We start from the raw sequence: 22,278 nt of genomic DNA, 5'->3' as shown, positions 1-22,278 counted from the left end.
AAAAACAAGAAGCGCCACCTGGCAGTTATTCCAGGTGGCGTTTGCGCTTTAGACACACCATTAGCCAAGAAGTTTACAAATAGTTGCACCCCTCCCCGGTTTTGACATTGACACTCGCGCAAACAGCTACCCATAATCAAACGCAACCAATGGTCATTTTCACCAAATACCGTTGGCCACAAAGAGATGACTAGAGTCTACAGAATAGAGAATCAGGGGATACATCACATGAACAAATATGTCCGCCTCAGCGTCATTGCCGCTGCCGCCATGACCCTGGCCGCCTGCGGCAAGCAAGAGCAACCGGCCGCCAACCAGGCGGCTTCGGCCCCGGCTCAAGCCGCAGGCGACGGCGCCGTCGTCAAGATCGGCCAGGTATCGCCGATGTCCGGTCCGATTTCCCATCTGGGCAAGGACAACGAATACGGCGCCAAGCTGGCCATCGCCGATTTGAACGCCGCCGGCGTGGAAATCGGCGGCAAGAAGCTCAAATTCGAACTGGTGTCGGAAGACGACCAGGGCGACCCGAAGATCGGCACCCAAGTGGCGCAGCGCCTGGTTGACGCCGGCGTGGCCGGCGTGGTGGGCCACCTGAACTCCGGCACCACCATCCCCGCGTCCAAGATTTACTCCGACGCCGGCATTCCGCAGATCTCCCCGTCCGCCACCAACCCGGACTACACCAAGCAAGGCTTCAAGACCACCTTCCGCGTGATCGCCAACGACGTGCAGCAGGGCCGCGCGCTGGGCGAATTCGCCGCTGTCGGCCTGAAAGCCAAGAAGATCGCCATCATCGACGACCGCACCGCCTACGGCCAGGGCCTGGCCGATCAGTTCGAGGCCGCGGTCAAGGGCAAGGGCGCCGAAGTGGTGAAACGCGAGTTCACCACCAACACCGCCACCGACTTCAACGCCATCCTGACCTCGATCAAGGCCAGCAAGCCGGACCTGATCTTCTACGGCGGCATGGACGCGCAAGCCGGCCCGCTGGCCAAGCAGATGCAGCGCCTGGGCCTCAAGGCCAAGCTGATGGGCGGCGACGGCTGGCAAACGCCGGAATTCATCAAGCTGGCCGGCGAGGCCTCCGACGGCCAGTACGCGTCCAGCTGCGGCGTGCCGCGCGACAAGATGCCGGGCTTCGCCGCCTTCAACGACAAGTTCAAGAAGCAGTTCAACACCGAGGTGCAGATCTACGCGCCGTATGAATACGACGCGGTGATGGTGCTGGTGGACGCGATGAAGCGCGCCAAGTCCACCGACCCCAAAACCTATCTGGCCGAAGTGGGCAAGACCGGCTACACCGGCGTGACCGGCAAGATCGCCTTTGACGACAAGGGCGACATCAAGAACGGCGCGGTCACCGTGTACCAGGTCAAGGGCGGCAAGTGGGAAGTGGTGTCCACCGTCGGCGGCGAAGCCGCCGCCGCGCCGGCCGCCAGCGCCGCCCAGTAAGCCCGTCAAACCGCTAAACCCCGAAGAGGCGCTCCGCGCCTCTTTTTCTTTGCCCACCGCCGGGCCTGTTCAAGGCCGCGCGGCGGACTTGGCGCCGCCGCCAAGAACAATGGCGCCCTGAGGCGCCATTGAGGGGACGACGGACGAGCCGCGCTCAGTCGCGAAACTGCGCCGCGTGGCCGGTCAGGATCGCCATGCCGGCCTTCTGGATGTCCTCGGAGATCAGCATCGCCGCGTTCCAGGTCGCCACATAATTAAGGCCGTCCGCCACCGAGTGGTCGCGGCTGTAGTTGAGCACGTCCTTGCAGCCGCGCATCGACAGCGGCGACTTGGCGGCGATCAGCCGCGCCGACTCCAGCGCAGACTCCAGCGCGGCGTCGGCGTCCGGCAGCACGCGGTTGACCAGGCGCATCGCCAGCGCCTCCTCCGCGGCCACGTCGCGGCCGGTCAGCGCCAGTTCGCGCGCCAGACCCTCGCCCACCACGCGCGGCAAGCGCTGCAGCGAACCCACGTCGGCCACCATGCCCACGTCGATCTCGCGCACCGAGAACACCGCGTCCGCCGCGGCGACACGGAAATCCGCGGCCAGCGCGATGTCCAGGCCGCCGCCGACGCAGGCGCCGTGCACTGCGGCGATCACCGGCTTGCGGCAGCGCTCCAGGCTGTTGACGCAGTCCTGCAGATCCAGGATCAGCCGGCGCAGCTTCTCGCGCTTGCGCGCCTCGCAATCGTCGGCGATCTCCGCCTGCACGCCCATCAGCATGCCCAGGTCTATGCCGGAACAGAAATGGCGGCCCTCGCCGGCCAGCACGCCCACGCGCGCCTCCGGAGCATCGTCCAGCCACTCGAAGGCCGCGCGCAAGTCCTGCCACATCTGCCAGTTCAGCGCATTGGCCTTGTCCGCGCGATTGAGGCGGATCAGCGCCACGTGCTGGTTCAGTTCTACGCGCATCGTTTCCAGATTGATCATGCCGCCGCTCCCTGTTCCGGGCGCTTCTTGGGAATCCACGCCCACAGCATTTCACATTCGATCGGAGATTCGCCGGATTCGTCGGTGACCAGCACCGGCACCAGCACCTCGCCCTTTTCCGTATCGTGCATCAGTTGGATCTGCTCGGCGTTCAGGCTGGCCACCGCGCGCATATCGCCCTGCGAGCGGCGCACGTAGTTGACCTTCATCGACTTGAGCAGCATCAGTTTGTCGTCCGGCATATTCATGCCGACGACGAAGCCGGTAGACGTTTCCGCCAGCAGGGCCATCGCCGCGGCGTGCACGCCGCGAATGTGGTTCTGCACCTTTTTGCGGTTGCGGATGGACACCGTCAAGCGCTGATGGCCCACCTCCTCGAAACGCAGGCCGGCGGTGGACAGAAACGGCACGATCTTGCCGAACATCATGCTCAATACCGTGCTGCGCATCCCCGCCGGCAACTTGCCCACTTTGTCGGCAATGCGGCTCATGCTGTTTTTCTTGTACTCCATGTAGCGCCCCTCTGTTGTTGTCGTGATTCCGGCACTCAATGCCCGGGCAAGCCCAATACCGCGCGCACCTGCCGCTTGATGGTGTCCAGCGCGCCGTCGTCGATGCGCGCCAGCTGCAAAGCGCCTTGCAGCGCGGAAAACAGCATCATGCCGATGGCCTCCGGCGTGCCGGCGTAGCGCATCTGGCCGCAGGCCGCGCCGCGCCGGGTGATGTCCACCGCCCACAGCCGCATCTCGTCGATGAAGGCCGCCGCCTCGCGCTGCATCTCCTCCGGCAGCGTCAGAAACTCGGTGCTGAGAATGCCGCTGGGGCAGATCTGCCGGTGCTGCCGGTAATAGCTGTCGCTCAAACCGAAATACGCCTCCAGCTGCGCGCCGGGGTCCAGCGCCGCCTGCTGGTCGATGAAGCGTTGGAAACGCCGGCGGTAACGCTGGATCAAGGCCACGCCCAGATCGCTTTTCTTGGGGAAATGATAATGAATGGCGGCGTTGCGCACGCCCAGCTCCGAGCTGATGTGCTGGTAGCTGAAAGCGTTGAAGCCCCGGCTGAGCAGCAGTTGCTCGGCGATGTCCAGAATGCGCTTGCGGGTGTCGGTCTTGGGGTCGGAGCCTTGAGTCATGCGAAGCACTCTACTTACTGGTCAGTAAGGTGTCAATTGCGCGATTTTGCAAGCAAAGCTGGAAACTGAATCAATCGTCCCCATCTCTAATCCCCGTTGCCGATTCCACGCGCCGCCAGCCGTCCGCCCGCGCCGGAAAATCAGGCCGCTTGCGCCTACCATTAAGATCAGAAGGCCGGAATCGAGCCCCCCGCCACCCACTTGCACCCAAACCAGCACCCTAGATGAGCGAAAACATTCAGTCCCCCAGCCTGGAACAGGCCTTGCGCCAGATCAGCCAAGCGCCGGCCCAGCTCGACGCCCTGTCCGCCCTGCTGCAGTGCCTGCGCCCCGACGACGCCGGCAAGCCGCAACAAGCGGTCGTCAACCTGCAAGCGCTGTCCTATCTGCTGGAGCATCATTCCGACTACCGCGCGGCCTTGCGCAAGGCGCTGCTGCAATTGCTGACCGAAACCCGGCAGATCCCGCTGTACACCGAATGCGGCATCCTGGCCAACGAAGGCTTCGGCTCCACCTTGCTGCGCCGCGTCGGCGAGCGCATCCTGCCCATGCCCTACAAGGCGGACTCGCTGCAGGACCGCTTCAGCCGGCTGTTCAGCTGGAAGCAGGACTACGTCTGGCTGGCGGCGATTCCCGACGCCACCTGGCACGCGCTGTGGCGGGCGATGGCCTGGCAGGAGAACGACAACGCCGACGGCTGGCAGCAGACCCGGCTGCAATTGCTGGAATCGGTGCAAGTGCTGTCGGCTCAGATCACCGCCATCGGCCTGGAACCCGAGCTGGTGCGCATCAACCCGGACATCGAGCGCTTCGAATCGCCGTTTCTCAATCTGAACGCCGAAGTGCAGCGCTATGTCGACGGCTACCGCCGCGATCTGGTGGAAGGCCTGCCGCGCGCCGAGGACGACAAGCACGTGCTGGTGCTGCTGGACCAGTGCGAGAGCATTCTCAACAAGGTGCGCAAGAACGCGCGCCGCTTCGGCATCTCGGTCAACCTCACCTACCACGGCCTGCGGCTGGCGCAGAGCATCGCCCGCATCCGCGCGCTGCTGGCCATTCTGGACCCGGAGCACGACCCGGCCTCGCAGCCGCATTTGTTTCAGCTCATCGTCACCTTCGCCCGCGCCGAAAACCGCAAATACAGCCTGCGCGACCTGTTCAAGTCCAATGTGGAGCTGCTGGCGCTGCAAGTCACCGAGCACGCCGGCCGCCACGGCGAGCACTACATCGCGGAAAGCCGCAAGGAATGGTCCGCGATGGCCAAGGCGGCGATGGGCGCCGGCCTGATCGTCGGCTTCATGGCGCTGATCAAGCTGATGCTCAGCCGCGGCCACCTGCCGCCGCTGTGGGAAGGCATCGCCTTCGGCCTCAACTACGCCATCGGCTTCATCATCGTGCAGATCCTGCACCTGACCATCGCCACCAAGCAGCCGGCGATGACCGCCGCGCGCATCGCCGCGGTGCTGCATGAAAACAACGGCCACAAGAAACAGCTGGAGGACCTGGCCGACCTGGTGGTCAAAGTGATGCGCACCCAGTTCGTCGCCATCCTCGGCAACGTGCTGCTGGCCATCCCCACCGCCGGCCTGATCGCCTTCGCCTGGCAGGCCGCCTTCGGCGCGCCGGTGGTGGACGTGGCCAAGGCGCAGCGCCTGCTGCACGACATCGACCCCATCCACAGCCTGGCGCTGCCCCACGCCGCCATCGCGGGGGTGTTCCTGTTCCTGTCCGGCCTGATCGCAGGCTATTACGACAACAAGGCGATCTACCGCCGCATCCCTGAACGCATCGCCTCCCACGCCGGGCTGAAGCGGCTGCTGGGCGAGCACCGCGCCTGGAAACTGGGCAGCTATATCGAACACAATCTGGGCGCGCTGGCCGGCAATTTCTACTTCGGCATGTTCCTGGGCCTGACCGGCACCATAGGCTTCATCCTCGGCCTGCCCATCGACATCCGCCACATCACCTTCTCCGCCGCCAACCTGGCCTTCGCCACCGTGGCGCAGGACTTTCAACTGCCCCTGGCCACGGTGTTGCTCGGCTGCGCCGGCGTGGCGCTGATCGGCCTGACCAACCTGGCGGTCAGCTTCTCGCTGGCCCTGTGGGTGGCGCTGCGCTCGCGCAAGCTGTCCGGCAGTCTGCTGTGGCCGCTGGTGCCCATGCTGTTCAAACGCTTCCTCGGCGCGCCGCTGTCCTTCTTCCTGCCGCCCAAGGCCCCCGTCCAGGAGACGGCCGCCGCGGACGGCGACGCCGGCGAGGTCAAGAACCACTCTTAAGAACCTGTTTACGATCTGCTGCGCCTCGGCGATACGGCGTTGAAACCCGCTTCGAAATGCTCATGTACCACGAGTACATTCCGCTTTCTCAGCCGTTTTCGCCTTGTCTCGCTCTTGCTCGCGAGATCGTACACAGGCTCTAAGACAACGCCGGGCCGTCAACCGCCCGGCGCCGCCCGCGTTATTGCCGATGAAGGACTTAGAGCCGCCAACAAAACTGCGCAGCGTCCCCAAGCCAAGGCGCGCCGACGCAGGCAATGCCTGTGGCACGACAAGGAGGCGCAACGCAGGATGAGGGCTTATGTTAGCGACTCTTAAGGCTAAAGTTGGCGGCCGAACGGCCGATAGCATGACAGTAGTCCGTCCGCCGGCTGGCAGCCGGCGGCCCCGTGATGGAACGCAAACGACACAAGACTGAATTTTCTCGCAAGACAAGCGCGCCGGCGGCAGCGGCGCGCCAGGGAGGCGTCGTCATGGCATCCATCACCACCAGCGTAGGCCCGCTGGACGTGCAAAGCATTGTCAGCCAGCTGATCGCAGTGGACTCGCAGCCGCTGACCCAAAGCCAGACCCGGGTCAGCAACTACCAGTCGCAGCTCAGTTCCATCGGCCAGATCAGCTCGGCCTTGTCCAGCCTGCAGACCGCCGCCACCGCCATGTCTTCCGGCAGCTTTCTGCAACAGTTCCAGATCTCCTCCACCGACGGCACCGTCGCCAGCGCCAGCGCCACCAGCGGCGGCGTGGCCGGCAACTACGCGCTCAACGTCACCCAGCTGGCGCAGCCGCGGCAACTGGTGTTCGACCAAGACTCCAGCGGCCAGGCGATCACCGACCAGAACGCCGCGCTGAGCGGCGCGCCCGGCGCGCTGAGCTTCACCGTCAACGGCGCCACCAGCACCGTGCAGCTTGGCCAGAACGGCGGCGCCGTGTCGCTGTCCTCCATCGCCGACAGCATCAACAGCGCCGGCATCGGCGTCAACGCCTCGGTGGTGGAGTACGACAACACCTTCTCGCTGGTGCTGGCCTCCTCGCAATCCGGCCCCGCCAACGCCTTCAGCATCGCCGCCGGCGGCAGCGACAGCGGCTCCGTTTCCGGCAACACCCTGGCCGGCCTGGGCCAGAGCAGCGCGGCCGCCGGCGAATCCGCGGCGGCCCAGGACGCGCTGCTCACCGTCAACGGCGTCAAGGTTTCCAGCAGCAGCAATACCCTGAGCAATGTGATCAACGGCGCCACCGTCAACCTGAACAAGCTGGGCCAGGCGACGCTGAACATGAGCCAGAACACCGCCAACGTCACCTCCACGCTGCAGAACTTCGTCAGCGCCTACAACCAGGTGATCAGCGCCAGCAACGCCGCCCTTAACGGCAGCATGAAGAACAACAGCGACGTGATCGGCCTGCAAGAGCAATTGTCCGGCCTGCTCAGCACCCCGGTGCCGGGCGTCGACGCCTCTTCCTCCTACGCCTATCTGGCCCAGGTCGGCATCACCCAGCAGGCGGACGGCACGCTGAAACTGGACTCCAGCGCCTTCACCACCGCGCTGAACGCCAACCCCGACGCGGTCGCCAATCTGTTCGGCAACGCCCAGAACAACGGCTACGCCAACACCTTCAACACCGCCATCAACAATCTGCTGGGCCCAAGCGGCATGGTCACCACCGAACAGGGCGACATCAACGTCAAAATCAATGACGAAAACAATCTGCAGACCCGGCTGAACAACCAGCTGGCCACCGAGAAAAGCTCGCTGCTGAACGAATACACCGCGCTGAACAGCGAGCTGTCGGCCATGCAGCAATCCACTTCCAGCCTGGCCAACCTGCTGGCCTGAACGCGTCGATGTCGGCGGCGGCGCCCTGCGCCGCCGCGGCGTTTGCCGTATACTGACGCAACTCACGCAGCCTTGCGCTGTCGAACCCCGTTTGCACCAGCCCTTTCAGGGCCCCGGATTCAATGACTGCCCGCATTCAATACTCTCGTCGCCAACTACTCCAGATGGGCGCGCTCAGCGCCGGCCTTGGCCTCTTGCAAGGATGTCGCACCATGGTTGACCAATCCCTTTCCTCGCCGGCCGCCGTCGGCAGCAGCCTGTATTTCACCGCCTGCTCCGGTCCGCTGCCGGACGCGCGCCAAAAGCAGCAAGCCGTGGAACGGCTGCGCCTGGCCGGCTATCAGCTGGAAAACGTTCAGGCGCTGGACCGCCGCCATCAACGCTTCGCCGGCAGCGACGCGCAAAGGCTGGCCGACCTCAATCAGTTGATCTCGCGCCGCCGCGCGCCTCAGCTGCTGGTGGCCGGCCGCGGCGGCTACGGCGCCACGCGGCTGCTGCCGCACATCGACTACGGCCGCCTCTGCCCGCTGCTGCGCGAATCCGGCAGCCAGCTGATAGGCTATAGCGACTTCACCGCCATCCAGCTGGCCTTGCTGGCCAAGGGAGGGCTGGGCAGCTTCGCCGGCCCCATGGTCAGCGACTTCGGCGCCAAACAGCCCAGCGCCTTCACGCTGAACGAATTCCTGACCACCACCACCACCGCCAACCGCCAGCTGCGCGTCGACGCGCCGCAAGCCCACAACGCCAGCGGCGAAGGCGTGTTCTGGGGCGGCAACCTCAGCGTGCTCAGCAGCCTGGTCGGCACCCCCTATCTGCCGGACATCAAGGGCGGCCTGCTGTTCCTGGAAGACGTGTCCGAACAGCCCTACCGCATCGAGCGCATGCTGCAGCAACTGCATCTGGCCGGCGTGCTGGCCAAGCAACGCGCCATTTTCATCGGCGATTTCAATATGAGCCGCCAGGTCGACATCTACGACCCCGGCTACACCCTGGACGCGGTGCTGGCGGAAATCCGCCGCCTGACCGGAGTTCCGGTGCTGACAGGCATTCCTTTTGGTCATGTCCACGACAAGACCACGCTGCCGCTGGGCTTCCCCGCCCGCTTCAGCGCCGACGGCGGCGGCCTGAGCCTGCAGTTCTTCGACTACCCGGTAACGCCGGCCAATCCTCAGCAAAAAGAACTGCTTAGCGCGGCCGCTCCGCTCTAGCGCCTCCCAGGCCGCCGCCGTCCGCGCGCGGCGCGCCTTGACGCTCCGGCGAGACTAGGGCAAGTTTTTCGGCTTGCCCGCCATCCCTCCTCAGGAGCCTCGCATGCCCTCTCGTTTCCCGCTGCTGGCCGGCGCGCCGCTGCTCGTCGGCCTGCTGGCGTCGACGCCGGCTGACGCCGCCGAACACGGCTACCAGACCCCGCCCGCCGAATTGCAGGCGCTGGTGGACGCGCCGCGTCCGCCCTTGCAAAGCCTGGGCCCCAAACGCCGGACCCTGCTGCAAATCCATCGCCCCGGCCTGCCCGGCATCGCCGACGTCGCCCAGCCCGAACTCAAGCTGGCCGGCTTGCGCCTGAACCCCGCGATGCGCGCCGCCAGCCGTTTCGACTTCGGCAACGCGCTGAGCCTGCTGGACGTGAAGCAAGGCGGCAGCCGCGCGGTGCGCGGCCTGCCCGCCGGCGCCCGCATCGCCGACAGCGCCTGGTCCGCCGACGAAAGCCGCGTGGCGTTCAGCCTGTGGGGCGCCAAGGGCGTGGAACTGTGGCTGCTGAACGTGGCCGACGCCCGCGCGCGCAGGCTGGGCGACTTCCACCTCAACGCCGCCACCGGCCCAGGCTTCGCCTGGTTCGGCGAACAACTGCTGATCAAGCGCGTGCCCGCGCGCCAAGGCCCGGCGCCGCGCCCGCCCCAGGCCCCAAGCGGCCCCAACATCCAGCAAAGCGAAGGCGGCGCCCTGTCCCAGACCCGGACCTATCCCGACCTGCTCAAGACCCCGTACGACGCCGATGTGCTGGACTACCAGCTGCAAAGCCAGTTGGCGCTGGTCGGCCTGGACGGCAAGCTCAGCCCGATAGGCCAGCCTGACCGCTATCTCGGCGTCAGCGGCTCGCCCAATCGCCAATACCTGCTGGCCACCCGCCTGCAGCGCCCCTACTCCGGCCTGGTGCCGCTGTCGCGCTTCCCCAAACGCGTGGACGTGCTGGACCGGCAGGGCCGCATCGCCCGCACCGTGACCCAGCGCCCGCTGCTGGAACGCATGCCCTCGGGCAACGACGCGGTGGAGACCGGCCCGCGCGAAATCGCCTGGCGCGCCGACGCGCCGGCCAGCCTGTTCTGGGTGGAGGCGCTGGACGGCGGCGACCCCGGCCGCGCCGCCGCCGAACGCGACGCGCTCTACCTGCAAGCGGCGCCCTTCCAGCAAGCGCCGCGCCAATGGCAGCGGCTGGCCAGCCGCTTCGCCGACGTCCGCTGGGGCCGCGGCGACCTGGCCCTGGTCCGCGAACACTGGTGGAAAACGCGCGAACTGAAAGTCTGGCGCGCACGCCCGGATCAGGACGCGGCGCCGGAGCTGCTGAGCCGCCGCAAATCGGAAGACCGCTACAGCGACCCGGGCGAGGCGGCCATGGTCAGCAACGCCAACGGTCAGTCCGTGTTGCAGACCACGCCGGACGGCGGGTCCGTCTATCTGTTGGGAGAAGGCGCCGGCCCCGACGGCGACCGCCCCTTCGTCGACCGCTACGCGCTGGCCGACAAGCGCGCCACACGGCTATGGCAATCGCAAGCGCCGTGGTTCGAACAGCCGGCGGCGCTGCTGGACGACGCCGGCCGGGAGCTGCTGCTCAGCCGCGAAACCGTGGACCAGCCCCCCAACCTCTACCGCCTGGCGCTGGGACAAGCGTCCGCACCGGTGGCGCTGACCCGCATTCCACACCCGACGCCGCAATTGAAAAACGTCGCCAAGAAGCTGCTGCGCTACCGGCGCGCCGACGGCGTGGAGCTGACCGCCACCCTCTACCTGCCTCCCGGCTACGAGGCCAAGCGCGACGGCCCGCTGCCGCTACTGATGTGGGCCTACCCCACCGAGTTCAAAACCGCCGCCGCGGCCAGCCAGGTGACGGAATCGCCGTACCGCTTCAACCGCGTCAGCTATTGGGGACCGCTGGCGATGCTGGCGCGCGGCTACGCGGTACTGGACGACCCGGGCATGCCCATAGTCGGCGAAGGCGACAAAGAGCCTAACGACAGCTATCTGCCGCAGCTGAAAATGAACGCCCAGGCCGCGGTGGACGAAGTCGTCAGGCTGGGCGTGGCCGACCCGGCGCGCATCGCCGTCGGCGGCCACTCCTACGGCGCCTTCATGACCGCCAACCTGCTGGCGCACACCCGGCTGTTCCACGCCGGCATCGCCCGCTCCGGCGCCTACAACCGCACGCTGACGCCTTTCGGCTTCCAATCCGAAGAGCGCAATTTCTGGCAGGCCCAGGCGGTCTACCAAACCATGTCGCCGTTCAACTACGCCAATCAGATCAAAGACCCGCTGCTGCTGATCCACGGCGAGATGGACAACAATCCCGGCACCTTCCCGCTGCAGAGCGAACGGCTGTACCAAGCGCTGCAAGGACTGGGCGCCACCGCGCGGCTGGTGACCCTGCCGGCGGAAAGCCACGGCTACCGCGCGCGCGAATCCATCCTGCACATGCTGTGGGAGCAGGACCGCTGGCTGGGGCTGCACCTGGGCCGCGCCGACGCGGCCCGGCGGCCGTCCTAAGCGGCCAGGCCGCGCGCGGCTTGTGCGGCCATGAGCAGGCCGACCGCCAGCATCAGGCCGGCCGACAGATAGGGCGCGCGCCGCGCCCACTCTCCCAGGCCGCCGAAGCGGGCGCCTGCCTGGCGCACGCCCCAGGCGGCCAGCACCCCGACGCTGACCAAGGCCAGAGCCAGGCCCAGACTGAAGGAAAGCACCATGGTCGCCCCCAGGGAAAAGCGCTTCAGATGCAGGCACAGCAGCAGAATGGTCACCGAGGCCGGACACGGTATCAGGCCGCCGGTCAGGCCGAACAGCGCGATTTGCGCGGTGCCCACCTCCCGGCCGGCGAAGCGTCGCTGAATCTGCTCGGCGTGCGCGCGTTCATGCGCGTCCTGATAGACGGGCAACGCCGCCGACGCGCGTCGCACGCTGTTTGCCGGGCGGCTTCCGGCGGCCCGGCGATAGGCCCCGCCCTGCGCCGCGCCGGCCCCAGGCGCGAGATGCAGCGGATAACGGTGGGCATGGCCGCCGTGGGCCAGCCGCAAGGCGCTGACGCTGGCTCCGGCCGGCAACGGCGGACTCAACAGATACTCCCCCTCAGTTTCAAAACCGGATTCGCCCGCGCGGCCGTCGAGCTGCCACTCCAGCGTCAGGCCCTGTCCATCCGGCTTTGCGCGCCGCAAACCGGCGCCGTACTGATACAAGGCCACACACGCGGCCGCGCCCGGCAACAGCAAGGCCTCCAGCAGACCGTGGCCGGTGTCTATCATGCGGCCGCCCCTGGGCGGCCGCCGCATGGCCCGCGCGGCCAGATTGTCGCGCCAGGTGCGCCACAGCATCCAGGCCGCCACCGCCATGACCACGACGGCTGAAAACAGCATCAGATAAGGCTCCGCCTGCTCGGCGATCAACTGATTGCCGTAATGGAGCGCCAGCGCCGCCAGCAGCCAGACGATCAACGAATGCGACAAGGCCGCGCACAGGCCCAGCAGCACCGCCTGGCCTATGCTGCCGCGGATGGCGATGATGAAAGAAGCCATCATGGTCTTGGAGTGCCCGGGCTCCAGCCCGTGCAACGCTCCCAACAGGATGGCGGAAGGAATGAACAACCAGAGATTGATGCTTCCCTGTTGGATCAGTTCGGCGATTGGCGGCATCTTCGGCCTTCTTTTACAATACGTTCATGCCGGCCTCCCGCCCCCAGGCGGAAGAAGCCGGCGCCACCGCAGCAAAGCTGCGCCCCACATACTATACCCCAGTATATTATCAACAATAAGGGACGTCTACGCGCATGCCGCATACCGTGAAAGACAAGAAGAAGTTATTGACCCGCGTCCGCCGCATCAAGGGCCAGGCGGAAGCGCTGGAACGCGCGCTGGAACAGGAAGTCGATTGCTCGGCCGTGCTGCAACAGATCGCCGCGGTGCGCGGCGCCGTCAACGGGCTGATGATGGAGGTGATAGAGGGGCATCTGCGCGAACACCTGGGCCCGGAGGCCGCCGACCCTCTGCAACGCAGCCAGGACCTGGAACAGGTGGTGGGCGTGCTGCGCTCCTACCTGAAATAAGAGCCCCTAACAAAACCGCGCAGCGCACCTGAGCCAAGGCGCGCCGACGCAGACAGTACCAGCAGTACGACAAGGAGGCGCAACGCAGGATCAGGGGTTTTGTTAGCGGGTCTAAGCGCGCAAAAAAATAGGGAGGGCTGAGCCCTCCCTTCAAGTCTTGTAGCCAGGAGTGTTACAAGAAATCCTGCGCCGCCGGCCGTGGGCCGGCGCGCGAATCAGCCTTTGCGCTTATTTCCAGTTCTGCGGCAGCTTGTAGCCCGCGTACTTCTGCTTGGCGAAAGCCTTGAACGCCGGCGAGTTGTAGGCCGCCACCACATCCTTGGCCCAGGGCTTGGCCAGGTCGGCCGCGCGCACCGCGCCCCAGTTGACGTAGGCGTAGCTCTTTTCCTGATAGATCGCCTCGGTCAGCTTGATGCCGGAACTGGTGGCGTAGTTGCCGTTGATCACCGAGAAATCCACGTCGCTGCGCGAACGCGGCAGTTGCGCGGCTTCCAGCGGAATGATCTTGATCTTCTTCACATTGACCGCGATATCGCGCTCGGAAGCGGTCAGCGGGTTGATGCCCGGCTTCAGCTTGACCCAGCCCAGATCGGCCAGCATCACCAGCGCGCGGGCGAAGTTGGACGGATCGTTGGGGGCGGCCACGATGGAGCCCACTTTGACGTCCTTCAAAGCCTTGATCTTGCCGGCATAGATGCCCAGCGGCGCGGTGGGCACCTGGAAGGCCTCTTTCAGGTTCAGCTTGTGCTCTTTGACGAAATTGTCCAGATAGGGCTTGTGCTGGAACACGTTGACGTCCAGCGCGCCTTCCTGCAAGGCCAGGTTCGGGCGGACATAGTCGGTGAATTCCACCAGCTTGACCTTATAGCCCTGCTTTTCCAGGATGGGCTTGATCGACTGCTTGACCATGTCACCGAAATCGCCGACGGTGGTGCCGATCACGATGTCCTTCTTGGCCGGGTCCGCCGCCAACGCCGCGCCGGCCACCGCCAGTCCCAATACCGAAGCCGCCACTGCCTTGATCACGAATCTGCGCATTTCTTTCTCCTGCTTGTCCATTGATGGGTAAAAGGTCCGGGACGTCGGCGGCTGCCGCCGGCGCCGGCGAATGTCAACGCTTGTCCAGCTTGGCCGCCAAGCGATTGCCCAGCAGCTGGATGATCTGCACCAGCGCCACCAACATCAGCACCATGGCCACCATCACATCGGTCTGATAGCGGTAATAGCCGTAGCGGATGGCCAGATCGCCGATGCCGCCGCCGCCCACCACCCCCGCCACCGCGGTATAGCTCAGGAAGCTGATGGTCAGAATGGTCAGGCTGGAAATCAGGCCTGAGCGCGCCTCGTTGAGCAAGACCTTGCAGATGATCTGCAGCGGGCTGGCGCCCATCGCCTCCGCCGCCTCCACCACGCCGCGCGGAATCTCGCGCAGCGTCTGCTCGACCAGGCGGCCGAAATACGGAATCGCAGCGAAGGCCAGCGGCACCGAAGCGGCCACCGGGCCGATGGTGCTGCCCACCAGCGCCCGCGTCAGCGGCACCAGCGACACCATCAGGATGATGAAGGGGAAGGAACGCACCAGGTTCACCACCCAGCCCAGCACGCCGTTCAGCGCGCGGTTGGCGAATTGCTGACCCGGCTGGGTCAGATAGAGCACGATGCCGAGCGGGCCGCCCAGCAACACGGCCGCGCTCAGGCCTATGCCCAGCATCACCAGGGTTTCCTGGAAGGCCTGCCAGATTTCCGGCCCCATGCTCACCAGGTTTTGCAATGCTTCGTTCAGGGTTGCGGCATCCATTACGCGGCCTCCAGCAGAGAGCGCGCCAGATCGGAATCCGCCACCACTTCGTTGTTCGACACATCCACCACTTCCACCACCCTGCCGGCGTCCAGAGCCGCCGCGCGGTGGCAGATCGCCCGCACCACGCCCATCTCGTGGGTAACGATGACGATGGTGACGCCGAAGCGTTGATTGATGTCCTTCAGGCACTCCAGCACGGCCTGGGTGGTTTTCGGGTCCAGCGCCGAGGTGGGTTCGTCGGCCAGGATCACCTTGGGATTGGGCGCCAGCGCGCGGGCGATGCCGACGCGCTGCTTCTGGCCGCCGGACAGCTGCGCCGGGTAGTGATTGGCGCGGTCCAGCAAGCCCACCACTTCCAGGCATTCGTTGACGCGCTTGTCGATATCCGCCTTGGCCCAGCCCGCCACTTCCAGCGGGAAGGCGACGTTGCCGGCCACGGTGCGGTTGGCCATCAAATTGAATTGCTGAAACACCATGCCGATATTCTGGCGCGCGCGGCGCAAGGCCTTGGCGGACAGGCTGGTCAGGTCCTCGCCGTCGACGATGACCGCGCCGTGGTCCGGGCGCTCCAGCAGATTGATCAGGCGCAGCAAGGTGGACTTGCCGGCGCCGGAAAAGCCGATCAGTCCGAAGACTTCGCCCGGACGAATGGTAAGAGAGGTGTCCGTGACCGCGTCGAACCAGCCCCCCTCAGGGTGACGGAAACGCTTACGAACATTTTGCAGATGAATCATTCCAAACACTCCAAAAGCACAAGGCCCGCCAACGAACGCGGCGGGCCTTGCATGGGAATCTTCGGAATCACTGCTGAATCGAGATTACTGTAAGCAGATGCTGGATCACGTCCTGGGTCTGCTTACCCACGCTTTAGCTGTTTTACGCCCGCAAGCTGTGTTCAAATCGGCGACTAAATTTGTTTATGATTGAACATCTATTTTCGTTTTCAGTCAATAGCTTCATTCAAAAAAACATCGAAACTGTCTCATCCCGTTCAAAAACAGCGCCTGCTTAGCGCAAAGCCTTATAAGCAAATCCGCCTGCCGCATATGAAAACCGCCGCCAGCATGCGCTGGCGGCGGCGGAGCTCAAGCCCGGATCGAGGCTGGATTACTGCGCGTCGGACAAGCCTTGCTTGCCCATGGTCACGCTGTACTTCTGACGCAGCGTGTCCAGATAGCTGGACAGCTGGGCGTTGGCGTTCATCTCGCCCAGGATCGCGCTCAGCTGGCCGCGCTCGGCCTCGCTGGCCGCCGGCGCCGGAATCACCTTGTCGATGCGGTACAGCGCGTAATCGCCGTTGTCGCGCTTGGCGCCGGCGAAGGCCGGCAGCTTGCCCGACTGAGCGGCGAACACCGCGCGCGCGTCGGCGATGGGCAGGCCGGCCGGGTCGCGGCGCAACAGGGTCTTGGCTTCGCTCCAGGCCTTGCCCTCGCCCTTGCCGGCCTTCAGCTCGGCCAACAGCGCCTGGCCTTTCTTCTCGGCCAGCTTGGCGCCTTCCTTGGCCACCAGCTCGGTCTTGATCACGTCGCGCACCTCGTCCAGCGTCTGCTGACGCTCCGGCTGATGCTCGGCCACGCGCACCACCAACAGGCGGTTGTTGCCGATGTCCACCGGCTCGCTGTTGTGCTTCTTCTTCAGCACGTCCTCGCTGAACGCCGCCTCAAGCACCTTGGGGCTGTTGAGCAGAGGATCGGCCGCCGGCTTGCCGCGGCTCAGCCAGTCGGAATGCTGCGGCTGCAGCTTCAGCTGCTCCTGCAAGGCCTTCAGCGAATCGCCCTGCTGGTAGGCCAGCTCGGTCAACTTGTCGGCCTGGCTGCGGAACAGGCCGCCCGCCTGCTGACGCTGCAGCTTGTCGGCGATCGCCGCCTTCACCTCGGCGAAGTCCTGCGCCTTCACTTCGTCCAGCTTGATGATGTGATAGCCGAACTCGGTCTCGATCACTTCGCTGATCTGACCCGGCTTCATGCGGAACACCGCGTCGTCGAAGGGCTTCACCATCATGCCGTGGCCGAAGAAGCCCAGATCGCCGCCATTGGCCGCGGAGCCCGGGTCTTGCGACTTGGACTTGGCCAGCTCGGCGAAACGGGCCGGATTGGCGCGCACTTCCTTCAGCAGCGCTTCCGCCTCGGCCTTGACCTTGGCTTTCTGCTCCGGCTTGGCGTCCTTGGCCACCGTCAGCAGGATGTGGGAGGCGCGGCGCTGTTCATTGCTGAACTCGGCCTTGTGTTGTTCGTAGTACTTCTGCAGTTCGGCGTCGCTGGGCTTGAGGCCTTGAGCCAGCGCGTCCTGGGACAACAGCACGTAGTCGAGCTTGACCCGCTCCGGCACGCGGAAACGCTTCAGGTTGGCGTCGTAGAAGGCCTTGAGCGCGGCGTCGTCGGTCTTGACTTCGGCGGCGAAGTCCGCCGGCTTCAGCAGCAGCGAGCGCACTTCGCGGCCCTCGCCCAACAGGCCGGCCAGGCGGTTGACCACGGTGCCCGCCACGAACTCGGTGCCGGCGATGCCGGTCAACTGGCCTTGCAGCACGATGTCGCGCTTGACCTGGGCTTCGAAAGCCTCGGGCGACGGATAGCGGTTCTGCAGGAATTCACGATAGCGTTCCGGGCTGAACTTGCCGTTGTCCTGGAAGGCGGGAATGGAGGCGATGACTTTGCGCAACTGCTCGGGGCTGACGGAGACGCCGCGGTCGTGCGCGTCGGACAGCAGCAGTTCTTGGCGGATCAGGTTTTCCAGCGCGGCCTGACGGCTGGCCAGATCGGTGGGCTGGCCCTCCAGGGCTCGATCCAGATCGCGCTTGTAAATCTTGGCGGAACCTACCTTGGCGAGATAAGGGTCGTCGGAAGCTGCTTCATAGCTGCCCACGCCGAAGCCCACGAAGGTCAACGCAACAGCTCCCAATACAACCTGAATGAAGACTTTATTGTTCTGGACAAACTCGAACATGGCGATTGGCTTGAGCCACCCTTGTCAAAAAAAAAGGTGAACGCTGTATTTCGTTCACCTTTTTGTGAGTTCTGGCGGAGCGGACGGGACTCGAACCCGCGACCCCCGGCGTGACAGGCCGGTATTCTAACCAACTGAACTACCGCTCCGGACTGTGGTGGGCGTTGACGGAGTCGAACCGCCGACATTCTGCTTGTAAGGCAGACGCTCTACCAACTGAGCTAAACGCCCCTCGAAACACCTTGCCAGCCGCTAAGGGCTGCCAAGGCCGCTAATTATAGCGCGTCTTTCAGTGCCTTGCCAGCACGGAACTTCGGCGAACGAGCTGCCGGGATCTTGATGGTGGCGCCGGTCTTCGGGTTGCGGCCGCTGCGTTCTGCGCGCTCGCCAACATAGAAGGTGCCGAAGCCCACCAGGGTCACGGTGTCGCCCTTTTTCAGAGCGTCGGTTACAGCGGCCACCATGCCGTCCAGCGCCTTGGCGGCGGCGGCTTTGGAGATATCGGCCTCAGCGGCAATAGCGTCAATCAGTTCAGACTTGTTCACGTAAGTCCCCTTTCGTCGTTCTCGGTCTACGTAATTCGGATAAAAACCGCTTGCTTTATAGCAAGGGCGAAATCCTTGTGTCAAGCGGCTTTGACGGGCATTTTGCCATTTCGCAAACACGCTGGAAAGCCGCTTGGACACAAGTTATTCAGCGTTCGGCTAAGACCATGATTCTTAATGCTTCATCACGGACACGCCTTGCGCGCTTTCTTGCGTCGCTCGCAACTCCTCCGCCGGCTTGTCCTCCTCCGACAAAGGCTCCGGTTGCCGTTCCAACGCCAATGCCAAGACCTCGTCTATCCACTTAACGGCATGGATTTCGATTTTATGCTTGATATTGGCGGGAATTTCAACCAAATCTTTTTCGTTGCCTTTGGGGATCAACACATGCTTGATCCCGCCGCGATGGGCGGCCAGCAGCTTCTCCTTCAGGCCGCCGATGGGCAGCACCTCGCCCCGCAGCGTGATCTCGCCGGTCATCGCCACGTCGGCGCGCACCGGGATGCCTGTCAGGATGGACACCAAAGCCGTGGTCATCGCAATGCCGGCGCTGGGGCCGTCCTTGGGCGTCGCGCCTTCCGGCACGTGGATGTGCATATCGCTCTTCTCGTAGAAGTCGGGCTTGATGCCCAGCGAACGCGCGCGGCTGCGCACCACGCTCATCGCCGCGGTGATGGACTCCTGCATCACCTCGCCCAGCTGGCCGGTGCGAATGATGTTGCCCTTGCCCGGCAGCGACACCGCCTCGATGGTCAGCAATTCGCCGCCCACCTCGGTCCAGGCCAGGCCGGTGACTTGGCCGATGCGGTTCTCGTCCTCGGCGATGCCGTAGTCGAAACGGCGCACGCCCAGGAATTTGTCCAGGTTGCGGCCGCTGACCGTCACTTTGGCCGCCTTGCCGGCCTTCAGCGAGGCGCTGGTCACCACCTTGCGGCAGATCTTGGCGATCTCGCGGTCCAGGCTGCGCACGCCGGCTTCGCGAGTGTAGTAGCGCACGATGTCGCGCAGCGCGGACTCCTGCACCGCCAATTCGCCTTCCTGCACGCCGTTGGCCTTCATTTGCTTGGGCAGCAGGTATTTGGTGGCGATATTGACCTTCTCGTCCTCGGTGTAGCCGGCCAGGCGGATGATTTCCATCCGGTCCAGCAGCGCCGGCGGAATGTTCAGCGAGTTGGCGGTGGCCACGAACATCACGTCGGACAAGTCGAATTCAACTTCGGCGTAGTGGTCGATGAAGGAGTGGTTCTGTTCCGGATCCAGCACCTCCAGCAGCGCCGACGACGGATCGCCGCGGAAATCCGCGCCCATCTTGTCCACTTCGTCCAGCAGGAACAGCGGGTTCTTCACCGCCGCCTTGCTCATGTTCTGCAACACCTTGCCCGGCATCGAGCCGATGTAGGTGCGGCGATGGCCGCGGATCTCGGACTCGTCGCGCACCCCGCCCAGCGCCATGCGCACGAACTTGCGGTTGGTGGCGCGCGCCAGGGACTGGCCCAGCGAGGTCTTGCCCACGCCCGGAGGCCCCACCAGGCACAGGATGGGCGCCTTGAGCTTGTCGACGCGCTGTTGCACCGCCAGGTACTCCAGAATGCGCTCCTTGACCTTCTCCAGGCCGAAGTGATCCTCGTCCAGCACTTCCTCGGCCTTGGCCACGTCCTTGCTGATCTTGGTCTTCTTCTTCCACGGCAGTTCGAGCAGGGTGTCGATGTAGTTGCGCACCACGGTGGCTTCCGCCGACATCGGCGACATCATGCGCAGCTTCTTGAGCTCGGACATCGCCTTCTCGCGGCCCTCCTTGCTCATGCCGGCGGCCTTGATCTTGTTTTCCAGCTCGTCGAGGTCGCTGACCTCGTCCATCTCGCCGAGCTCTTTCTGGATCGCCTTGACCTGCTCGTTCAGGTAGTACTCGCGCTGGCTCTTCTCCATCTGCCGCTTGACGCGGCCGCGGATGCGCTTTTCCACCTGCAGGATGTCGATCTCGCCTTCCAACTGGGACATCAGGTGCTCGAGGCGCTGCTGCACGTCGAACATCTCCAGCACCTCCTGCTTCTGTTCCAGCTTCAGAGGCAGGTGGGCGATGATGGTGTCGGCCATGCGGCCGGCGCGGTCGATGCCGGCCAGCGAGTTCAACACCTCGGGCGGGATTTTCTTGTTCAGCTTGACGTACTGCTCGAACTGGGCGAGCAGCGCGCGGCGCATCGCCTCGGTCTCGGTCGATTCCTCGGCCTCCGGGCTCAGCGGCTTGAAGGCGCCGACGAAGCACTCGTTCTCCTCGCCGACGGACTCTATCATCGCGCGCTGGCGGCCTTCAACCAGCACCTTGACGGTGCCGTCCGGCAGCTTGAGCATCTGCAACACCGAGGCGATGGTGCCGACCTGGTACAAGTCGTCGGCGGACGGTTCGTCCTTGGAGGCGGAACGCTGCGCCACCAGGAGGATCTGCTTGCCCTCGTCCATCGCCAGCTCCAGCGCGCGTATGGACTTGGCGCGACCGACGAACAACGGGATCACCATATGGGGGAAGACCACCACGTCGCGCAACGGCAGCAATGGCAGCGCGGCTTCTTCTTTGAGTTCTGCGGGTTGCGGCATATCACCTAACCTTGCTTATGAAACAATGCTTGGGAGATGGGGGGCGGACAGTAAAATTCAACACCCCCATACTAAATCAGATTTCCGGCTCTACAAATAAAAAACCGCCCGGTTTGGGCGGTCTCCGGAGTCGCGGCGGACAATCAGGCCGATTGCGCCTTGTCGTCCTTGTCGCGATAGATGAACAACGGCTTGTCGCCCTTGTCGATAACCTTTTCATCCACCACCACTTTTTCCACGTCGCCCATGGACGGCAACTCGTACATGGTGTCGAGCAGCGCCCGTTCCAGAATGGAGCGCAGGCCGCGCGCGCCGGTCTTGCGGACCAAGGCCTGCTTGGCGATCACGCGCAAGGCGGACGGACGCACTTCCAGCTCCACCGACTCCATCGAGAACAGCTTCTGATACTGCTTGATCAGCGCGTTCTTCGGCTGGGTCAGGATGGTGACCAGCGCCTCCTCGTCCAGTTCCTCCAGCGTGGCCGCCACCGGCAGCCGGCCGATCAGTTCGGGAATAAGACCGAAACGGATCAGATCCTGCGGCTCCACTTCCTGGAACAGCATGGACAAGCTCTTGCCGTCGTCCTTGGAGCTGATGTCGGCGCCGAAACCGATGCCGCCCTTCTCCGAGCGCTGGCGAATGATCTTCTCCAGGCCGTCGAAAGCGCCGCCGCAAATGAACAGGATGTTGGTGGTGTCCACCTGGATGAATTCCTGGTTCGGATGCTTGCGGCCGCCCTGAGGCGGGATCGAGGCCACGGTGCCCTCGATCAGTTTCAGCAAGGCCTGCTGCACGCCCTCGCCCGATACGTCGCGGGTGATGGACGGGTTTTCCGACTTGCGCGAGATCTTGTCGATCTCGTCGATGTAGACGATGCCGCGCTGGGCCTTGTCCACGTCGTAGTCGCATTTTTGCAGCAGCTTCTGGATGATGTGCTCGACATCCTCGCCCACGTAGCCCGCTTCGGTCAGCGTGGTGGCGTCGGCGATGACGAAGGGCACGTCCAGCAGACGGGCCAGCGACTGGGCGAGCAAGGTCTTGCCGGAACCGGTCGGACCGATCAGCAGGATATTGCTCTTGGCCAGCTCGACGTCGCTCTTGCTCGCCGGGCTGCTCAGCCGCTTGTAGTGGTTGTACACCGCCACCGACAGGGTCTTCTTGGCGAAATCCTGACCAATGATGTATTGGTCGAGATCCGCGCGGATTTCCTGAGGCGTGGGCAGCGGACGATCTTCGGAGGCGGACGCGGCATCGCCGACGCCCTTCTCCAGCTCCTCGCGAATGATGTCGTTGCACAACTCGACGCATTCGTTGCAGATGAAGACCTGCGGCCCGGCGATCAGGCGTTGGACTTCATGCTGGCTCTTGCCGCAGAAAGAGCAGTAGAGAAGCTTTTCATTGCTGTTCTTGTCAGCCATTGGCGGATTCCATCA

At 64.6% G+C, this 22,278-nt stretch carries 17 protein-coding genes and 2 tRNA genes; 6 read left to right on the top strand and 13 right to left on the bottom strand.

Annotation, left to right across the window (positions count from 1 at the left end; translation table 11 throughout):
* The first annotated feature begins 228 nt into the window (after positions 1–228).
* A complete protein-coding gene (locus JW897_RS11045) occupies positions 229–1,452 on the top strand; it encodes a branched-chain amino acid ABC transporter substrate-binding protein (protein ID WP_048414733.1) in 1,224 nt (407 codons plus the stop codon).
* A gap of 154 nt (positions 1,453–1,606) precedes the next feature.
* On the opposite strand, the gene JW897_RS11040 is transcribed toward JW897_RS11045, so the two are convergent.
* The 3 genes from JW897_RS11040 to JW897_RS11030 are packed head-to-tail and all read right to left on the bottom strand — an operon-like array spanning position 1,607 to position 3,554.
* Positions 1,607–2,422: a crotonase/enoyl-CoA hydratase family protein gene (locus tag JW897_RS11040; protein WP_205466097.1), complete on the bottom strand. Its 816-nt coding sequence runs from the start codon at positions 2,420–2,422 to the stop codon at positions 1,607–1,609.
* A complete protein-coding gene (locus JW897_RS11035; RefSeq protein WP_227108215.1) occupies positions 2,419–2,913 on the bottom strand; it encodes a DUF4442 domain-containing protein in 495 nt (164 codons plus the stop codon). Before JW897_RS11035 ends, JW897_RS11040 begins: the two co-directional genes overlap by 4 nt.
* A gap of 56 nt (positions 2,914–2,969) precedes the next feature.
* Positions 2,970–3,554, bottom strand: a complete 585-nt coding sequence (locus JW897_RS11030) for a TetR/AcrR family transcriptional regulator (protein WP_205466096.1) — start codon at positions 3,552–3,554, stop codon at positions 2,970–2,972.
* Positions 3,555–3,778: 224 nt separating this feature from the next.
* On the opposite strand from JW897_RS11030, the gene JW897_RS11025 reads away from it, so the two are divergent.
* The 4 genes from JW897_RS11025 to JW897_RS11010 all read left to right on the top strand — a co-directional run bounded on the left by JW897_RS11025 (position 3,779) and on the right by JW897_RS11010 (position 11,418).
* Positions 3,779–5,830, top strand: a complete 2,052-nt coding sequence (locus JW897_RS11025) for a site-specific recombinase (protein WP_205466095.1) — start codon at positions 3,779–3,781, stop codon at positions 5,828–5,830.
* A gap of 473 nt (positions 5,831–6,303) precedes the next feature.
* Positions 6,304–7,662 carry a flagellar filament capping protein FliD gene (fliD, locus tag JW897_RS11020; RefSeq protein ID WP_205466094.1) on the top strand — a complete coding sequence of 453 codons (1,359 nt, stop codon included), beginning with the start codon at positions 6,304–6,306 and terminating at the stop codon, positions 7,660–7,662.
* A gap of 212 nt (positions 7,663–7,874) precedes the next feature.
* Entirely contained in the window at positions 7,875–8,870 is a 996-nt protein-coding gene (locus tag JW897_RS11015) for an LD-carboxypeptidase (protein WP_240352164.1), read from the top strand.
* 103 nt (positions 8,871–8,973) lie between these two features.
* The gene (locus JW897_RS11010) at positions 8,974–11,418 is read left to right on the top strand and encodes a S9 family peptidase (RefSeq protein ID WP_205466092.1); all 2,445 of its coding nucleotides are present in this window, start codon (positions 8,974–8,976) and stop codon (positions 11,416–11,418) included.
* Here JW897_RS11010 and JW897_RS11005 read toward each other — a convergent pair.
* Positions 11,415–12,554 (bottom strand): HoxN/HupN/NixA family nickel/cobalt transporter, encoded by a 1,140-nt coding sequence (locus JW897_RS11005; protein WP_205466091.1) that lies wholly within the window; start codon positions 12,552–12,554, stop codon positions 11,415–11,417. The two genes, JW897_RS11010 and JW897_RS11005, sit on opposite strands and share 4 nt — an antisense overlap.
* Before the next feature lie 134 nt (positions 12,555–12,688).
* On the opposite strand from JW897_RS11005, the gene JW897_RS11000 reads away from it, so the two are divergent.
* A complete protein-coding gene (locus JW897_RS11000) occupies positions 12,689–12,964 on the top strand; it encodes a metal/formaldehyde-sensitive transcriptional repressor (protein ID WP_048414740.1) in 276 nt (91 codons plus the stop codon).
* 228 nt (positions 12,965–13,192) lie between these two features.
* Here the strand turns inward: JW897_RS11000 and JW897_RS10995 are convergent, their stop codons facing one another.
* From JW897_RS10995 to clpX, 9 genes are all read right to left on the bottom strand, one after another.
* Positions 13,193–14,002: a MetQ/NlpA family ABC transporter substrate-binding protein gene (locus tag JW897_RS10995; RefSeq protein WP_205466090.1), complete on the bottom strand. Its 810-nt coding sequence runs from the start codon at positions 14,000–14,002 to the stop codon at positions 13,193–13,195.
* Positions 14,003–14,075: 73 nt separating this feature from the next.
* Positions 14,076–14,762 (bottom strand): methionine ABC transporter permease, encoded by a 687-nt coding sequence (locus JW897_RS10990; protein ID WP_048414742.1) that lies wholly within the window; start codon positions 14,760–14,762, stop codon positions 14,076–14,078.
* Positions 14,762–15,499 carry a methionine ABC transporter ATP-binding protein gene (locus JW897_RS10985; RefSeq protein ID WP_205466089.1) on the bottom strand — a complete coding sequence of 246 codons (738 nt, stop codon included), beginning with the start codon at positions 15,497–15,499 and terminating at the stop codon, positions 14,762–14,764. Before JW897_RS10985 ends, JW897_RS10990 begins: the two co-directional genes overlap by 1 nt.
* A gap of 373 nt (positions 15,500–15,872) precedes the next feature.
* A complete protein-coding gene (locus JW897_RS10980; RefSeq protein ID WP_205466088.1) occupies positions 15,873–17,708 on the bottom strand; it encodes a SurA N-terminal domain-containing protein in 1,836 nt (611 codons plus the stop codon).
* 72 nt (positions 17,709–17,780) lie between these two features.
* Positions 17,781–17,857 (bottom strand) — tRNA-Asp (locus tag JW897_RS10975).
* A gap of 6 nt (positions 17,858–17,863) precedes the next feature.
* Positions 17,864–17,939: transfer RNA gene (locus JW897_RS10970), tRNA-Val, on the bottom strand.
* Between the two features lie 44 nt (positions 17,940–17,983).
* On the bottom strand, positions 17,984–18,373 hold the full coding sequence (locus JW897_RS10965) for an HU family DNA-binding protein (protein ID WP_474456863.1): 390 nt from the start codon (positions 18,371–18,373) through the stop codon (positions 17,984–17,986).
* Positions 18,374–18,427: 54 nt separating this feature from the next.
* The gene (lon, locus tag JW897_RS10960; protein WP_048414745.1) at positions 18,428–20,845 is read right to left on the bottom strand and encodes an endopeptidase La; all 2,418 of its coding nucleotides are present in this window, start codon (positions 20,843–20,845) and stop codon (positions 18,428–18,430) included.
* A 143-nt stretch (positions 20,846–20,988) separates the two neighbouring features.
* Complete coding sequence (clpX, locus tag JW897_RS10955) at positions 20,989–22,263, bottom strand: ATP-dependent Clp protease ATP-binding subunit ClpX (protein ID WP_048414746.1); 1,275 nt, start codon at positions 22,261–22,263, stop codon at positions 20,989–20,991.
* Positions 22,264–22,278: the final 15 nt, after the last annotated feature.

Origin of the sequence: Chromobacterium alkanivorans (genome assembly GCF_016937655.1) — a bacterium.
In the GTDB taxonomy this organism is placed as follows: Bacteria; Pseudomonadota; Gammaproteobacteria; order Burkholderiales; family Chromobacteriaceae; genus Chromobacterium; species Chromobacterium alkanivorans.
This window is presented reverse-complemented; position numbering and strand designations above follow the sequence as displayed.

Bases quoted from the DNA above. Each gene is read 5' to 3' on its own strand.
- JW897_RS11045 (WP_048414733.1), top strand. From the start codon at position 229: ATGAACAAATATGTCCGCCTCAGCGTCATTGCCGCTGCCGCCATGACC.
- JW897_RS11040 (WP_205466097.1), bottom strand. From the start codon at position 2,422: ATGATCAATCTGGAAACGATGCGCGTAGAACTGAACCAGCACGTGGCG.
- JW897_RS11035 (WP_227108215.1), bottom strand. From the start codon at position 2,913: ATGAGCCGCATTGCCGACAAAGTGGGCAAGTTGCCGGCGGGGATGCGC.
- JW897_RS11030 (WP_205466096.1), bottom strand. From the start codon at position 3,554: ATGACTCAAGGCTCCGACCCCAAGACCGACACCCGCAAGCGCATTCTG.
- JW897_RS11025 (WP_205466095.1), top strand. From the start codon at position 3,779: ATGAGCGAAAACATTCAGTCCCCCAGCCTGGAACAGGCCTTGCGCCAG.
- fliD (WP_205466094.1), top strand. From the start codon at position 6,304: ATGGCATCCATCACCACCAGCGTAGGCCCGCTGGACGTGCAAAGCATT.
- JW897_RS11015 (WP_240352164.1), top strand. From the start codon at position 7,875: ATGGTTGACCAATCCCTTTCCTCGCCGGCCGCCGTCGGCAGCAGCCTG.
- JW897_RS11010 (WP_205466092.1), top strand. From the start codon at position 8,974: ATGCCCTCTCGTTTCCCGCTGCTGGCCGGCGCGCCGCTGCTCGTCGGC.
- JW897_RS11005 (WP_205466091.1), bottom strand. From the start codon at position 12,554: ATGCCGCCAATCGCCGAACTGATCCAACAGGGAAGCATCAATCTCTGG.
- JW897_RS11000 (WP_048414740.1), top strand. From the start codon at position 12,689: ATGCCGCATACCGTGAAAGACAAGAAGAAGTTATTGACCCGCGTCCGC.
- JW897_RS10995 (WP_205466090.1), bottom strand. From the start codon at position 14,002: ATGCGCAGATTCGTGATCAAGGCAGTGGCGGCTTCGGTATTGGGACTG.
- JW897_RS10990 (WP_048414742.1), bottom strand. From the start codon at position 14,762: ATGGATGCCGCAACCCTGAACGAAGCATTGCAAAACCTGGTGAGCATG.
- JW897_RS10985 (WP_205466089.1), bottom strand. From the start codon at position 15,499: ATGATTCATCTGCAAAATGTTCGTAAGCGTTTCCGTCACCCTGAGGGG.
- JW897_RS10980 (WP_205466088.1), bottom strand. From the start codon at position 17,708: ATGTTCGAGTTTGTCCAGAACAATAAAGTCTTCATTCAGGTTGTATTG.
- lon (WP_048414745.1), bottom strand. From the start codon at position 20,845: ATGCCGCAACCCGCAGAACTCAAAGAAGAAGCCGCGCTGCCATTGCTG.
- clpX (WP_048414746.1), bottom strand. From the start codon at position 22,263: ATGGCTGACAAGAACAGCAATGAAAAGCTTCTCTACTGCTCTTTCTGC.